This is a genomic window from Acidimicrobiales bacterium (genome assembly GCA_041394265.1).
Taxonomy (GTDB): domain Bacteria; phylum Actinomycetota; class Acidimicrobiia; order Acidimicrobiales; family SZUA-35; genus JBBQUN01.
Genome location: JAWKIO010000005.1, coordinates 1,389,058 through 1,403,731 on the forward strand (window position 1 = coordinate 1,389,058; position 14,674 = coordinate 1,403,731).

The 14,674-nt window shown below is 66.2% G+C and carries 14 protein-coding genes; 10 read left to right on the forward strand and 4 right to left on the reverse strand.

Annotated elements, in window-relative coordinates; translation table 11 throughout:
• Positions 1 to 10 precede the first annotated feature (10 nt).
• From R2733_06710 to tdh, 6 genes are all read left to right on the forward strand, one after another.
• Positions 11 to 1,393, forward strand: a complete 1,383-nt coding sequence (locus R2733_06710) for a HAMP domain-containing sensor histidine kinase (protein ID MEZ5376192.1) — start codon at positions 11 to 13, stop codon at positions 1,391 to 1,393.
• A 100-nt stretch (positions 1,394 to 1,493) separates the two neighbouring features.
• On the forward strand, positions 1,494 to 2,285 hold the full coding sequence (locus R2733_06715) for a MerR family transcriptional regulator (protein ID MEZ5376193.1): 792 nt from the start codon (positions 1,494 to 1,496) through the stop codon (positions 2,283 to 2,285).
• Between the two features lie 45 nt (positions 2,286 to 2,330).
• On the forward strand, positions 2,331 to 2,888 hold the full coding sequence (locus R2733_06720; GenBank protein MEZ5376194.1) for a sigma-70 family RNA polymerase sigma factor: 558 nt from the start codon (positions 2,331 to 2,333) through the stop codon (positions 2,886 to 2,888).
• A complete protein-coding gene (locus tag R2733_06725; GenBank protein ID MEZ5376195.1) occupies positions 2,881 to 3,999 on the forward strand; it encodes a hypothetical protein in 1,119 nt (372 codons plus the stop codon). Before R2733_06720 ends, R2733_06725 begins: the two co-directional genes overlap by 8 nt.
• Before the next feature lie 90 nt (positions 4,000 to 4,089).
• Positions 4,090 to 5,301: a glycine C-acetyltransferase gene (locus tag R2733_06730; GenBank protein MEZ5376196.1), complete on the forward strand. Its 1,212-nt coding sequence runs from the start codon at positions 4,090 to 4,092 to the stop codon at positions 5,299 to 5,301.
• The gene (gene tdh, locus R2733_06735; protein ID MEZ5376197.1) at positions 5,298 to 6,344 is read left to right on the forward strand and encodes an L-threonine 3-dehydrogenase; all 1,047 of its coding nucleotides are present in this window, start codon (positions 5,298 to 5,300) and stop codon (positions 6,342 to 6,344) included. The genes R2733_06730 and tdh overlap by 4 nt, the downstream gene beginning before the upstream one ends.
• A gap of 24 nt (positions 6,345 to 6,368) precedes the next feature.
• Here the strand turns inward: tdh and R2733_06740 are convergent, their stop codons facing one another.
• Together R2733_06740 and R2733_06745 are read right to left on the reverse strand one after the other, a co-directional pair.
• Positions 6,369 to 7,229 (reverse strand): SDR family NAD(P)-dependent oxidoreductase, encoded by an 861-nt coding sequence (locus R2733_06740; protein MEZ5376198.1) that lies wholly within the window; start codon positions 7,227 to 7,229, stop codon positions 6,369 to 6,371.
• The gene (locus R2733_06745) at positions 7,226 to 7,795 is read right to left on the reverse strand and encodes a TetR/AcrR family transcriptional regulator (protein ID MEZ5376199.1); all 570 of its coding nucleotides are present in this window, start codon (positions 7,793 to 7,795) and stop codon (positions 7,226 to 7,228) included. The genes R2733_06740 and R2733_06745 overlap by 4 nt, the downstream gene beginning before the upstream one ends.
• Before the next feature lie 337 nt (positions 7,796 to 8,132).
• On the opposite strand from R2733_06745, the gene R2733_06750 reads away from it, so the two are divergent.
• Genes R2733_06750 through R2733_06760 form a run of 3 tightly spaced genes read left to right on the forward strand, consistent with a single transcriptional unit; the run spans position 8,133 to position 11,087 of the window.
• The gene (locus tag R2733_06750) at positions 8,133 to 8,690 is read left to right on the forward strand and encodes an RNA polymerase sigma factor (protein ID MEZ5376200.1); all 558 of its coding nucleotides are present in this window, start codon (positions 8,133 to 8,135) and stop codon (positions 8,688 to 8,690) included.
• On the forward strand, positions 8,687 to 9,610 hold the full coding sequence (locus R2733_06755; protein MEZ5376201.1) for a hypothetical protein: 924 nt from the start codon (positions 8,687 to 8,689) through the stop codon (positions 9,608 to 9,610). Before R2733_06750 ends, R2733_06755 begins: the two co-directional genes overlap by 4 nt.
• Before the next feature lie 43 nt (positions 9,611 to 9,653).
• Complete coding sequence (locus R2733_06760; GenBank protein ID MEZ5376202.1) at positions 9,654 to 11,087, forward strand: hypothetical protein; 1,434 nt, start codon at positions 9,654 to 9,656, stop codon at positions 11,085 to 11,087.
• 261 nt (positions 11,088 to 11,348) lie between these two features.
• Here R2733_06760 and R2733_06765 read toward each other — a convergent pair whose 3' ends face one another.
• The gene (locus R2733_06765) at positions 11,349 to 12,686 is read right to left on the reverse strand and encodes an HNH endonuclease signature motif containing protein (GenBank protein ID MEZ5376203.1); all 1,338 of its coding nucleotides are present in this window, start codon (positions 12,684 to 12,686) and stop codon (positions 11,349 to 11,351) included.
• 128 nt (positions 12,687 to 12,814) lie between these two features.
• Between R2733_06765 and R2733_06770 the strand changes: the two genes are divergently transcribed.
• Entirely contained in the window at positions 12,815 to 12,967 is a 153-nt protein-coding gene (locus R2733_06770; protein ID MEZ5376204.1) for a hypothetical protein, read from the forward strand.
• A gap of 257 nt (positions 12,968 to 13,224) precedes the next feature.
• Here the strand turns inward: R2733_06770 and R2733_06775 are convergent, their stop codons facing one another.
• Entirely contained in the window at positions 13,225 to 14,655 is a 1,431-nt protein-coding gene (locus R2733_06775) for a gamma-aminobutyraldehyde dehydrogenase (protein MEZ5376205.1), read from the reverse strand.
• Positions 14,656 to 14,674 lie beyond the last annotated feature (19 nt).

Genomic DNA, 14,674 nt, shown 5'->3' on the forward strand with positions numbered 1-14,674 from the left:
GGGCACTGCAGTGAGTCTGCGCGTCCGCCTGATCGCAGCGATGGTCACTGTCCTTGCGCTCGTGATCGTCGGCGGACTCGTCCTGGTCCGAAGCCAGCGGGCCTTCCTGATTTCGCAGGTGGACGAGCAACTCACGGCGGCACGACCGTTCGCTCGCGTTCCGAACCGACCTGTCGGCATGCTCGATCCGGCGATCTCGGCGGCACCCGTCGCCCCGGAGGCACCGATCTCTCGGCTTTTCGTCGGCATCGTCGATCAGGAGCAGCTGTTGCCCTTGCTGCAAGGGCAGCTCATCGACGATGTTCCCCTCGTCACCACTGATTCGGACGAGCTCACGGCGCTGACGGCCAACCCGTCCACCGTCGACGGATCGGCAAACGGCGTCCGGTTCCGCATTGCGGTGAGCGATCTTCCCGACAGCAGCGCCTTCCTCATCGTCGCGCTCCCACTCGACGAGGTCGATAGCGCCATTCGCAGGCTCCAACTCGTACTCGTCATGATGGGCGCGCTCGTACTGGCGACGATCGCCGCTGCTGTGTGGTGGGTGGAACGGCTCGGCCTCGATCCGATTCGCCGAGTGACCCGAGCGGCGGAAGCCATTTCCGGCGGCGACCGAACCCATCGCGTCGACAAGATCGACCATCACACCGAGGCCGGGAAGCTGGCGCACGCCTTCAACCTGATGCTCGATGATCGGGACGCCATCGAGGAACGCCGTCGCCAGTTCGTCGCCGACGCGTCACACGAACTGCGAACCCCTCTCACATCGATCCAGGGATATCTCGAGCTCTACGACCAGGGGAGGTTCCAACATCCCGACGAGGTCGAGGACATGTTGCGCCGTATGACGCGCGAGACCACCCGCATGAAGGATCTCGTCGAGGACCTTCTCCTACTCGCCAACCTCGACCAGCAGCGCCCGCTGCGGGAGGACCGCGTCGACCTGAATCGGCTCGTGGAGGATGCAGCCAGCGACGCTCGAGCGGTCCAACCCCAACGATCGATCGTGGTCGAGACACCGCCCACCGCCGTCGAGACCATCGGTGATCTGTTCCGTCTCCAACAGGTCATCGGCGCACTCGTCGACAACGCACTCACCCACACCGATTCCAGCGCCGCCATCGTTCTGTCGGTGCGCGATCAACCGAGCGGGCCCGAGGTCGTCGTCGCCGACACGGGCGCTGGTCTCGATGAGCATCGGGCCACTCGTGTGTTCGACCGATTCTTTCGTGGCGACGATTCTCGGTCACGAAAGACTGGCAACTCGGGGCTCGGTCTTGCGATCGCCCGCTCCATCATCGAGGCCCACCACGGCACGATCGACCTGGTGACCTCCCCCGGCGAGGGCTGCACCTTCACCATACGCTTTCCGCGCCGCATGGAGCCGGCCTGACGCGTCTCCGTGTTCGTTGAGCTCACCCGAGCTCACGGGAGATCCATCGGAGCCTCGAAACACTTGCTCCTGACGCGACGTGAGGTTCTACGTTGGCGTTATGGACACCGACCCCCAGGGCTATCGCATCGGTGAAATCGCATCCGCTGCGGGCGTGACGGTGCGAACACTGCACCACTACGACGAGATCGGCCTGCTCACGGCTTCCTCACGTACCGAGGCAGGACATCGCATCTACACCGACGACGACCTCGCTGCGCTCTACCGGATCGCCATGCTCCGCCGTCTCGGCCTGTCGCTCGACGAGGTGAAGGCGGCGCTCAACGATCCCGAATGGGATCTCGCCTCGACCTTGCAGACCCACCTCGCTGCCACCGAGGCTCGCCTCGCCGCAGGCGCGCGACTGCGAAGCCACCTCAGCGTTCTTCTCAGCCAACTCGACCACCCCGACCACACCGGTCACCGATTCATCGAGGTACTCCACGACATGACCGCATTCGACAACCCCGTCCGCCAGCGCATTTCCATCCTCGTCTACCAGGACCTCGAAGCCGGATTCGAGTTCCTGCAACACGTCTTCGGGCTCGGACCAGGAACGATCGAACACGACGGCGACGGCCACCCGGTCCACGCCTCGCTCGAAGCTGGCGACGGCGTCGTCTGGCTCCATCCCGAGACCAGCGAGTTCAAGCTGGCATCTCCCAGGACGCTCGGCGCGGCCACCGCCACCATGGCGATCATGGTCGACGACGTCGATGCCCACCACGCGCTCGCCAGCGAGCGGGGCGCCGAGATCGTGTACCCGCCGGTCGACCAGCCCTACGGCTACCGCGAGTACAGCGCCCGCGACCACGAAGGCGGGCTCTGGTCGTTCATGAAGGCACTCGACTGAGAGAAGAATTCTGAACGGAGGCTCCACAGCGGGCAAGAGTTGGTCATGGACGGGGCCAGCACGGCATCTGACAACTCGGCGCCGGCCCGCGTCGCCGCCGCTTCGCTCTACCGAGAGCACGTCGATGCCGTTCATCGCTATGTGGCTCGGCGCCTGGGTACCGAGGTTGCGGGTGACATCGTGGCCGAAACGTTTCGTATTGCGTTGGAGAGTTTCGACCGCTTCGACCCGATTCGCGGGACCGAGCGAGCGTGGATCTTTGGCATTGCGACCAATCTGATCCGACGACACTGGCGCTCCGAGCAACGCCGCCTGAAGGCCACGGCGCGACACGCCATGCGTCAGCCTGCGCTCGCCGAGGAAGCACAACAGGTCGTCGATCACCTCGACGCCACAGCCGATGTCGATCGAGTGTGGCTCGCTGTCGCACAGCTCCGCCCGGACGATCGAGACCTCGTCGTCCTGATCGCGTGGGAGGGTTTCAGCCACGATGAGGTGGCATCGGTCCTCGGCATCCCAACCGGCACGGTCCGCTCCCGTCGGCACCGGATCCGCGCCGAACTACGAAGGCAGATGGCACCAAGGAGAGCGAACGATGGATGACCTCGAGACCTTTGCGTCGGCCCGCCCGCAGGTCCCGCCGCTCACCGAGGCGGAGAAGGATGCGATCTGGGAACGAATCCTCGACCACTGGGCCGATGCGCCGGATCAAGCGACGCTCGTGACCGAGGCGGAGGCGCCGCGCCCGGTCTCGAACGTCGAACTCCTGTCGGCGCAGGATGCACAGCCGGTACGTCGGGGGCGCCGCACGATCTGGGCTTCGGCGGCGGCGATCGTCGTTCTCGGACTCGGCGCAGCAATGGTGTCGACACTTGTGTCGGGGTCGGACGAGACAGGCCGAAGCAAAGCGCTGATTGCAGCAACCGAGGCGGAGCCGATTCTGATCCCTGCCGTCGAGCTCGGCGGCGGTGCCGCTCCCGGCTCGATCGTTCCCGCATTAGAGGCGCCTCCTGTCGACTTCGGGCCGTTCGTGACGGCACAGCGTGCCGGTGGTTGGCGCAACGGCTACTGGACCGCAACGGCGATCGCCCAACGCCGATCAGGAGCGTTCGTGAATCCGATCATGGTCACCGCGTTCGAGGGCAGATGGCAGCTTCTCGACGATGCCAAGGACATCGTGATCGACGGCACCCGCTACCGACAGGCGGCGTGGGGGTCGTACACGGTTCTCGCCACCGACACCTCGCCGACGATCGCGGCCTCGGGGAACGTCGAGCTCGGTCTGCTGCGCGACGTGCTTGCGTCGGCCCGAGTCGACACCACGGCGCAGCCCTACCGGGCGGCGTTCGCCGGACTGCCCGACGGCTATGAGCAGTTCGTTCCGTACCGCGAGCTCGGTGTCGATTCCTCGCCACGCACCACGCTTGCCGAGACCTCGGGAACCTTGACGATCAACGAGGTCACGGACTGGGTCGACCCGTTGCTCTACGCAGCCAGCACCGGCTCGACGCTCACGCCGTACGATGTCGCAGTCGGAACTGCGTGGGCCGGCGCGACCGTCTCCGATTCCTATGGACCGCTCACGTTTCTCGTGTGGTCCCCGCAACCCGGCGTCGTGTTCGAGATCGTGACGAGTGACTCCAGGACCGCCTCCGACCTCGTTCCCCTCGCCGACGCAACGACCGTGGCGGACACATCGATCACCGGCGACTGACGACGTCACCCCCACGATCCGCGCCGTACTGACGGGCCTCCACGAGCGGCCGAGCCCGACGGCCATCCAGCGTCCGAGTAGTCTCGCAACGTGGCAGAGGCACAGGGTCGCGAGGCGTTCTACGAGCGGTTGGACGGCACGCTCGACGAGATCAGGAAGGCCGGGCTCTGGAAGGCCGAGCGGATCATCACGTCGCCGCAGGCCGGCCAGATCCAGGTGTCCGGCGGCGACGCTGTGCTCAACCTGTGCGCCAACAACTATCTCGGTCTCGCCGACGACCCGGCGGTGATTGCCGCGGCGTCGGAAGCCATGGCGAGCCACGGGTTCGGGATGGCATCGGTTCGCTTCATCTGCGGCACCAGCGATCTGCACCGCTCGCTCGAGCACGAGATCGCCGACTGGCTCGGCTACGACGACTCGATCTTGTTCGCTGCCGCCTTCGACGCTAACGGTGGCGTCTTCGAACCGCTGCTCGACGAGTCCGATGCCATCGTCTCGGACTCGCTCAACCATGCCTCGATCATCGACGGCATTCGTCTGTGCAAAGCCCGCCGGTATCGCTTCGATACTGCCGACCTCGCCGACTGTGATCGCCAAGTGCGAGCGGCGCTCGCCGACGGGGCGCGCACCGTGCTGATCGTGAGCGACGGCGTGTTCTCGATGGATGGCGTCGCCGCCGACGTCGCCGGGCTCTGTGAGATCGCCGAGCGTCACGACGCCATGGTGATGCTCGACGACTGCCACGCCACCGGCTTCATCGGCCCCGACGGACGCGGAACCGCGGCGCTGTATGGAGTGACCGACCGGGTCGACATCACGACCTCCACACTCGGCAAGGCACTGGGTGGCGGCATGGGCGGATTCGTCGCCGCCGACCAGCGAATCGTCGACCTGTTGCGCCAGCGAGCCCGGCCCTACTTGTTCTCCAACGCGCTCGCCCCGCCGCTGCTCGCCGGCGCGTCCGCAGGCATCAGGCTCGCGCGCGATGGCGTTGCGCGCCGCGATGCCCTGGTCGCCAATGCTGCGCACTTCCGCTCTCGGATGGAGGGCGCCGGGTTCACGTTGCTCGGCTCGGGTCACCCGATCATCCCGGTCCTCCTCGGTGACGCCGCCCTCGCTGGCGAGTTCGCACATCGCCTGCTGGGACTCGGCGTCTACGTGACCGCGTTCTCGTATCCGGTCGTCCCGCAGGGCACTGCCCGGATCCGAACCCAGATGAACGCCACCCATACACGCGACCAATTGGACCGGGCGATCGATGCCTTCGTCGCTGTCGGCCGTGAACTCGACGTGATCCGATGACCACCATGCGAGCCCTGCGGAAGGTGCACGCCGGGCCAGGCCTCGAGATCTGCGAGATCGAGCGCCCGACGCCAGGCCCCACCGAGGTACTGATCGAGGTCGCCCAGATGGGGATCTGCGGGACCGACCTCCACATCGACGACTGGGACGAGTGGGCAGCGGCCACGATCCCGGTGCCGTTGACCATCGGTCACGAATGCTTCGGACACGTGGTGCAGATCGGCGACCAGGTCACCGACCGGGAACACACCGGCGTCGTCGAGGGCGCCCGAGTCAGCGCCGAGGGTCACCTCACATGTGGCTACTGCCGCAACTGCCGTGCCGGACAACGTCACCTGTGTCGCAACACCATCGGTGTCGGCGTCGGTCGTGACGGCGCATTCGCCGAGTACCTTTGCGTCCCTGCCGCCAACGTGTATGTCATTCCTGATCACATCGACGACGACACTGCGACCGTGCTCGACCCGCTCGGCAACGCTGTGCACACCGCGCTCACGTTCGACCTCGTCGGTGAAGACGTGTTGATCACCGGCGCCGGTCCGATCGGTCTCATGGCAATTCCGATCGCTCAGCGCGCCGGTGCTCGACACGTGGTCGTCACTGACCTCCACCCGGAACGACTGGAACTCGCCCGACGAATGGGAGCGACTCGGGCCGTCGACCCGCGCTCCACGACCCTGGCCGACGTGATGGCCGAGCTCGGCATGACCGAGGGATTCGATGTCGGGCTCGAGATGTCCGGAGCGCCGGCCGGTCTGGCCGCGATGGTCGACGCCATGCACCACGGCGGCCGAATCGCCCTACTCGGCATTCTCCCGAGCGGTGCCGGGATCGACTGGACGAAGGTGATCTTCCGCGGCCTCACGCTCCGCGGTGTGTACGGCCGACGAGTGTTCGAGACCTGGTACAAGGCAGCGGCACTGCTGCAGGATGGCCTCGACCTCGGCCCACTGTTCACCCACCGTTTCTCGATCGATGATCACGACGCCGCCTTCGATGCGCTTCGCTCTGGCTCAGCCGCCAAGGTGATCATGACCTGGTGAACACCACTCATCGGGGAACGCTGCTTACTCGAGGCCGACCAGTTCGGCGGAGACCTCCCAGAGCCGTCGTGCTGCAGCATGGTCGAGCGCCGGCTGACTCGGCTGCTTCGGCTTGCTCGACGACCAGTAGAGGCCGCCTTCGAGTTCGACCGAGGGAGCGGTAGCGAGATGCACGCTCGTGGCGGCGCCCTTCTCGGGGGACGCCAAGAACGGCTTGAGCATCGTCATGGCGACGCCCATCCAACGGGGGCTACCGGGGCCCTTGCCGAAGTTGGTGGCGACGACGCCGGGATGGAGCGTTCGCGCCATCACCCCTTGCGGGCCGAGACGGCGATCGACTTCGGCGGTGAACAAGATGTTGGCCAGCTTGGACGAGGCGTACGCCTTCGACGGCGTGTAGCCCTCCGTCATCTGGAGATCGTCGAAGTTCAGGCCTCCTTTTGCTCCCCGATGGTTCTCACTGCTGACGATGATGACTCGGGCCGGCGCGCTGTCGACCAGGAGCGGGGTGAGCAGATTGGTGAGCAGAAACGGGCCGAGATGGTTGACGGCGAGCGTCCACTCGAAGCCGTCGCCGGTGGTACGCCGTTTGCCGGCCATCGTCCCTGCATTGTTGATGAGCACGTCGAGTCGATCGTGCTTCTTCAGATGGTCCGCCGCGAACGCACGCACACCGGCAAGCGACGAGAGGTCGAGCTCGGCTGGAGACACCAGCGAGCCTGTCGCCGCCGAGAGTTCGGCAGCAGCAGCCGCCGCCGTCTCGAGCGAGCGCGAGGTGATCGTCACCTCGGCACCGAGGCGAGCCAGTTGTTCGGCGGTGGCGCGTCCGATGCCGGACGTGCCGCCGGTGACGAGCACGGATCTTCCTTCGATGTTCTGCGTCATGATCTGTCCTTTGGATCGGCGCCGATGGCAGCCAGCAGCGTGGCGATCGCACTGTCGGCGATGGGAGCGGCGCGATCGGGAGTCGCCGCGACGAGCTCGGAGACACCGACCAGTGCGTGGAGCAGGAGGGTCGCTGTCGTGTCGATGTCGAGAGCCGGCCGGAACTCGCCGCTTGCCACCCCGCCGACGAGCGTGGTCTCGAGCTGCTGAGCGAGTTCGAGGTCGAACGCACCAAGCTGGTTGCGCAGCTCGGGTGGGAAGTGATGGTGGGTGGAGAGCGAGTGGCCATGCATCGAGATCGAGGCCACGTAGCGCACGAGCTGCTCGATGCCCTGCGAGGGACCGGAGACCACGGCCATCGCCTGTCGAAGACCCGCGATGGCGTGCTCGTTGTGGACCCTGGCGGCGTCGGCCAGGACGCTCGGGACATCGGTGTAGTGGTTGTAGAGCGTTGCTCGTGCGACACCGGCCGCTTTGGCAACGGCGACCATGGTCACGCCGGCCAAGCCTTCCTCGGCCACGAGCTGCAGGGTGGCTTCGATGATGCGATCACGCGTTGAACTCACGACTCATCCGCCTGGTAGAGATGAACGGACAAGGGCACGAAGACGGCGAGCAGGCTGGATTGGTCGCCGATCACCGAACAAGACATGTTGTCGATCATACTGGACAATATGTCCAGTATGATCGACAGTGAATGGGACCCGGTACGTCTGTGACCGGTAGGGGCCGTCACACTGGACAGGTGCGATCGCGACGAGACCATGGCGCCTCATCAACTCGAGCGTCAGCGACCACGACCGGACCGAAATGGAACCGAGCGCTGCAGATCGGGCAAGGAAGGCTGTGGTGTGTGTTGTCCACAGCATTCCGATCCGACGTGAGGCTCGCCCCGGTCCCTCCATGATGAATCAAGGGGCGTCGTCCGACGCCGAACTGATCGCCCAGTCCTTCGACGATCCCGAACGATTCGCCGCGCTTTTCGAGAGGCACTGGCTTGCACTCCATCGCTATTGCGTCGCTCGAGCCGGCGACGAGGGCGAGGACATCGCCGCCGAAGTATTCCGCATCGCCTTCGACCAGCGGGAGCGCTACGACCTCGAACGGCCAAGCGCCTTGCCGTGGCTCTACGGCGTCGCGGCGAATCTTCTTCGCCGGCGAGCCAGGACGTCCGCTCGCCGACGCCGAGCCATCGGTCGTCTCCGCGGGTGGGCCACGGAACACCACACACCCGATCTTCGCATCGTCGAGCAAACCGACGCCGTCCGGGCCCTGGGACCGGCGCTCGCCGCAGTGGACCAGCTCCGACCCGACGACCGCGAACTCGTGTTCCTCGTCGCATGGACCGACCTGACATACCAGGAGATCGCCGAAGCCTTCGACATTCCGATCGGCACCGTCCGGTCGCGGCTGAGTCGCGCACGCGCTCGCCTCGGAGCCGAACTGGAGGCATTTCGATGAACGACGATCGCTTCGCAGAGGTCACCGCCGAACAACCAGCGGTCGCTCCTCCCACACCGGCCAGCACCTCGTCTGCTCGTGCTGCCCTCGAGCGGCACATCCGGGCGCAGCACGCCGACCGCTCGTCCCGACGACAGCTGCGGCCCGTCATGGCTGCAGCTGCGGCGGTGCTCGTGCTGATCGCCGGTGCTGCCCTAGTGATCGAACGCCGCTCCGATGTCGAGATCGTCGCCGCCGACCCCGACCGCAACGTCTCCCGAATCGATGCGGCCACCGAGTCGTCGACGCAGGGTGACCTCTTCGATCAACCGGTCGATCTGAACGACTACGTGAAAGCCATCGAAACATCGCCGGCCCCGACGGGCGATGCCACGGTCGCCGCACGAACACACACCGGCCTTGCCGCCCCTCGGTCCGGCGTGGATGTTTATCTCGATGACGGACGCTACGCCTACGCACCGACCATCGACGCCATCGAGATCGAGGGCGGTGCGCTTCGCCAATGGCCGGGCTCGACGGCCGACGTCCTCGCCGCCCTCGAACGATCGGCGGCGGCACCACCAGGGAACGCACTGGCCACCTTCCGTGCGGCGCTCGGAAACGACGAGACGACGACACTCGACGATCCGAGCGGGGAGGCCTGGCGACTCTTGCTGCCAGCGCTGCCCATCGCGACCGGTCAGCTCGACACCCGGGTCGGTGCCGTGCGCGTGCTTGCCGAGCTGGAGGGCCTGTCGGTCGCTGGGGCGCAGGACTCTGGTCGTGTCGCCTTCACCTTGTCGACGAGCGCCGGCAGCGAACGTGTCGTCCTCGACGAATCGGGTCGGCTCATCCGGTACGAACGCTCACGATCCGGCGGGCCCGACGAAGTGGTCGAGTTCACCATCGAACGGGTCGACAGCGGTGATCTCGAGTCTTGACGGAACTCCTCCCGCCGACCGGGCAAAGACAAGTGTGAACATCATGTCGAACCATCCGACCTCCGGACGCCTGATCGCGACGATCCTGACCCTTGCGTTGGCTGCCGCCGCGTGCGGCAGCAGCGGCAATGGCCAATCGTCCGCCACCACGAGCACTGCGCCGACGACGACGAGCGCGGCAGATCCGACCGAAAGCAGCGAAACGACCACCACGACCGCCGCACCGGGCGGCGACACCACGGTGGACGACACCACCGGTGAAGCACTGCCGTCGACGATCTGGGGCATCGAGACGACGACCTTCGATCTGGTCGAGGTCGCTACGGACACCGGCGAGGTGGTCACCCGAGTGCTTGGGTGGGGCGCCGCAGCGGCCGACCCCGATCAGGAAGGCGGTGCGCAGCGGCTCGTCGAGGTCGAAGCGGTCGGTGATGCGCTCTGGGTGTCAGACTGCTGCGAGCCGGCGGTCGGCAGTCTCTATCGCGTCGACCCGAACGATCCGGCAGCCGTCCCCGACGCTGTGGTCCGCACCAATGGCACCTTTCCTGCTGGCTCACCCGATGGCTCCATGCTCGCCGTACAGATCGCCGGTATCGGGGTTGCCGTCGTCGACGCCGCGACCGGAGACCCGGTTGTCGACCCAGCGGCCATCGGAAATGTACTGCCCTCCCCTGACGGCACCCAGCCGCCGATATTTCCGCGACCGCTCGGGTGGCTCGACGCCCAGACTCTCGTTGTCTCATCCGACGACGAGGGCCGATCAACAATCAGCTTCATCAGCCTCACGAGCCCGGCGTCGCCTGCCCTCGTCGGCGCGGTGATCGACATCGACGCCGAAGTGATCGATGGTGCCATGCGGGGCGACGGTGCCATCGTGGTCGCCCTCGACGAGGGCGGTAGCCCTGTCGCCCGCGTCTTCGACCCCGACACGGGGAACGAGGTGGCGGTGTTCGAGCTGCCGGCCGAAACCACCGCCATCGACTACGACCACGACGGCACCTACCTCGTGGCCAGTGGCGAGGGCATGCCGACCACGTGGCTCGGTCGGGGCGAGGTCGTGGAGGTGGGAACCGAACTGATCGGTGCCGCCTGGTCCGAGCCTGGTACCGCACCACCAAGCACAACGGGCCTCGTGCTGACGGCGATCACACGTGACGCCCTCGACACCACCGGTCTCGAGGGTGTCGGCTGTTGGTTCCGCCGTGGCGGCGATGAGGCCGACGACGTCTTCTTCGGCGGTGACTCCGACACGCTCGCCATCATCGACGGCGAGCCGATCGTCGGGCAGATCGAGGGCTTCTGGTCCCCCGAAGACGTCGTCATTGCCGGAGGGTATGAGTTCCAGTTCACCGAGCTCGGGGAGCCGGAAGAAGACAGCATCGAATCGACGATCCGGGACGCCACACTCGTCGTCAGATCGACGGAATCGACGTCGCCTTCGACCACCATCGAAGGTCGGCTCTGGTGTGGGGTTTGATGTCTGCGACGACGCTGCACGCTCTCGCAACGGCAACAGCACCGCGGTAGCGGCTTTCGACCACGTCCTGCTTGCGGGCGCCCGTGCTTGCGATCTCACGTGCCGGAGTTGAGGGCATCCCGCAGTCGACCTCCGTCGTCTCGCTTCGGCCCAGCGCCACCTCGGCACAGGAGCAGACGCGGCGGTGCCGGCCTCGAACGTCGGTTCGGGTCGGTGCGTGGTGTGGTGTGGCTGGCGTGCTGCTCTGGATGCGCCGGGGGGTTACTCGAGTTTGATGCCGGTGGGGAGGAAGAACCCGATGGTCCCGTCGGGCAGGGGTTCGCAGTAGAACTTGTTGCGGGTTTTGAGGTCGTGGTGGTAGCGGCACAGGCATTGGCCGTTGGTGAGGTCGGTGGGGCCGCCGTCGACGAAGGCTCGGAGGTGGTCGGCTTCGCAGTAGATGGCGTCGCGGTGACAGCCGGGGAACGTGCAGCAGCGGTCACGGAATTTGATCAGTTGTTTCTGGGTGGTGGTGAACAGGCGGCGGGACTGGCCGGCGTTGATGATGATGTTGGGTGCGGTGTAGACGATCCGGCGGATGCGGGCTTCGAACAGGTGTTGGAGCATGATCCGGAACGGGATCGGTGTGCCCCGCAAGGTCTCGCAGCGTCGCATCGGATCGACCGCCGCTGCGGTGGACGGGCCGGCAGGAACCGGGTACGGCGGGTCCGGCAGCCGCAGCCCGCCGGACGTGGTGCCAGTCGCAGTGTTGGTGGAGGTCGTGGGGTTGGTGGCGTGCGCGGTGGTGGCAGCGTCGCTTCCGGCAGCGTCGGACCCGGTGGCTGTGTTGGCGCCAGAGGCAGCGTGGTCGTTGCGGGCGGGCGCTGACACCACGGATCTACCACTGTCGGCGCTGGCGTCGTGCGGGGCCGTGTGGCCGCTCGCCCCGCTACCAGCCGCCGATGCGGCAGCTTCTTCCCGGGCGGCGGTGGCCGTGGAACCAGCGGTGCCTTCGTGGCCGGCAGCATCCTTGCTTCCAGCGGCGGTCGCAGCAGCAGCGGTGCCGCCGTCGGTGCCGGTGTCGGTGTCGGGTGCCCAGTCACCGAGGTCGGCATGCAGCATCTGGGCGATGAACTCCGACAGACTCAACACATCGAGGCCGAAGATGATCGACGGCTCCGGACGTTGCGCCCCCTCGGGCGTGGATGACCCGTCGACCACCAGTGACACCAACGCATCCAGGCGACGCTGCCGGTCACTCCGACGCAGCATCGACTTGGTGATCACTTCACCCGGCGCTGCCTCCGCCACCGCTTTCGCCCAATCGGCGTCGAAGAACTCCGCTGCCCGCTTCGACACCAGCTGATCGAAGATCTCACCGTTCACCGGATCGAGCCGTCCGGCGAGATGGAAGTTGCCGTCCAGGTCTTTCGACGACTGATAGAACCGGCGCTCCAGGTTCAACAAATACTTCTCGTACGCCCCATCCGGGTCGGCGAGCGACAACCATTTCTGGCATACCAAACCGAACTTCTGCGGCGGCAGACTGCAGGCGGCGTCGCACAGCATCTCCTCGTCCCGATACAGCAGATCTTCGAGCTTGGGGTTGTTGCGCCACAACTCCCCGAGATGGTCGAGGTGGTAGCCGGTGATCTTGCCGTCCTCATGCGCCAGATAGAAGCGGGCGAACGCGACCAGTTTCCGAACGACGGATCATGCGATGCGTGCGCTGGGGTGACCTTCGCCCGATGCGCCAGCCACGCCCCGGTCGACCTCGAACCGAGATGGCGGCCCACACCACGGCGATGCGCGGCGAGCGCCAACTGGCCGGTCTGGGTCTCGAGGTGCTCGGCGGCGTTGGCCATTACCAGCAACAGGTCGGCCATTTCATCGGCCGATAGATCCTCCACATCGTGCATGGAGGAGAACGTGAGGAGCTGATTGGCCAGCTGGGCGACATAGGGCGTCGACGGATCAGCGGTGATCCGCCCCTTCTTCCCCGCATCCTTCGCCGACCCGAATCCCATGAAAACAGTATGACCACGGGGTGTGACAACCATCGGCGAGTGGAGCCTGGCGGGGCAGTGACCAGCGGGTCTGACGCAGGTGTGTGGTTCGCTTCGCCGACGGTGGCCGCCAATGCGATCTCTCCTCGCCGCTATTGCAGTCGGCTCATCACGTGCTTGATGCGGGTGTAGTCCTCGAGGCCGTAGACCGAGAGATCCTTGCCGTAGCCCGAGTGCTTGAACCCGCCGTGGGGCATCTCCGAGATGTAGGGGATGTGGGTGTTGATCCACACGCACCCGAAGTCGAGATCGCGTGATGCCCGCATCGCTCGACCGTGGTCGTTCGTCCAGACACTGGCGGCCAGTCCGTACCGAATGTCGTTGGCGAGTCGGATGGCTTCTGCCTCGTCGCCGAACGACTGCACGGTGATGACCGGACCAAAAATCTCCTCCTGCACCGCCTCGTCGTGTTGTTCGAGCCCTGCGATCACCGTCGGCGGATAGAAGAACCCGGGTCGCTCCAGCCGGGCCCCACCGGCCACCACCTCCGCATGGGCCGGGAGACGGTCCACGACGCCTGCGACACGGGACAGTTGGTCGGCATTGTTGAGGGCCCCGAAGAACGCGGTCTCTTCGTCGGGCATACCGACGTTGGTGGCCCGAGCTGCTTCGGCGAGGGCGGCAACGAAGTCGTCGTGGACCGACGCATCAACGAGTACCCGAGTCGCTGCCGTGCAGTCCTGGCCGGCATTGAAGAAGCCGGCCTCGGCAATCGAGACGGCTGCCTCCTCGACTTCGGCATCACCGAACACCACCACCGGGGCGTTGCCGCCGAGCTCGAGGTGGACCCGCTTCAGCTGTGTCGCCGCGCTGGCCGCCACCTCCATCCCTGCCCGCACCGACCCTGTGATGGCCACCATCGCCGGCGTCGGATGAGCGACGAGCAGGCGCCCGGTGTCACGGTCACCACACACCACATTGAGCACACCAGGAGGGAGGAACTCCTGGGCAAGTTCGGCCAGCATCGTCGATGTGGCAGGCGTCGTGTCACTGGGCTTGAGCACCACGGTGTTCCCGGCCGCCAGGGCGGGCGCGATCTTCCAGACCATCATCGCCAGCGGGTAGTTCCACGGTGTGACTTGACCGATCACCCCGATCGGCTCCCGACGCACATACGAGGTGTGATCCGCCAGGTACTCCCCTGCCGAGCGCCCTTCGAGCAATCGACAGGCCCCGGCGAAGAAGCGGAAGTGGTCGATCGTCGGCGACATCTCCTCGGAGCGAGTCATGTGGATCGGCTTGCCGGTGTTGCGGCACTCGGCAGCGACGAACTCCTCCGTCCTCCGTTCGATGGCATCAGCGATCCGTAGCAGTGCTTCCGACCGCTCCCGTGGCGTGGTGCGGCCCCAGGTTTCGAAGGCGCGGCCGGCAGCGACGTAGGCACGGTCGATGTCCTCGGCACCTGAGCGGGGCGCTTCGGCGTAGACCTCGCCGGTCGCCGGTTCGACCACGCCGTAGACCGCGCGGTCAGCGGCGTCGGTCATCTGCCCATCGACCACGTTCTGGAACTGCTGCAGTGACATGGCGCATGCTCGCTTTCGT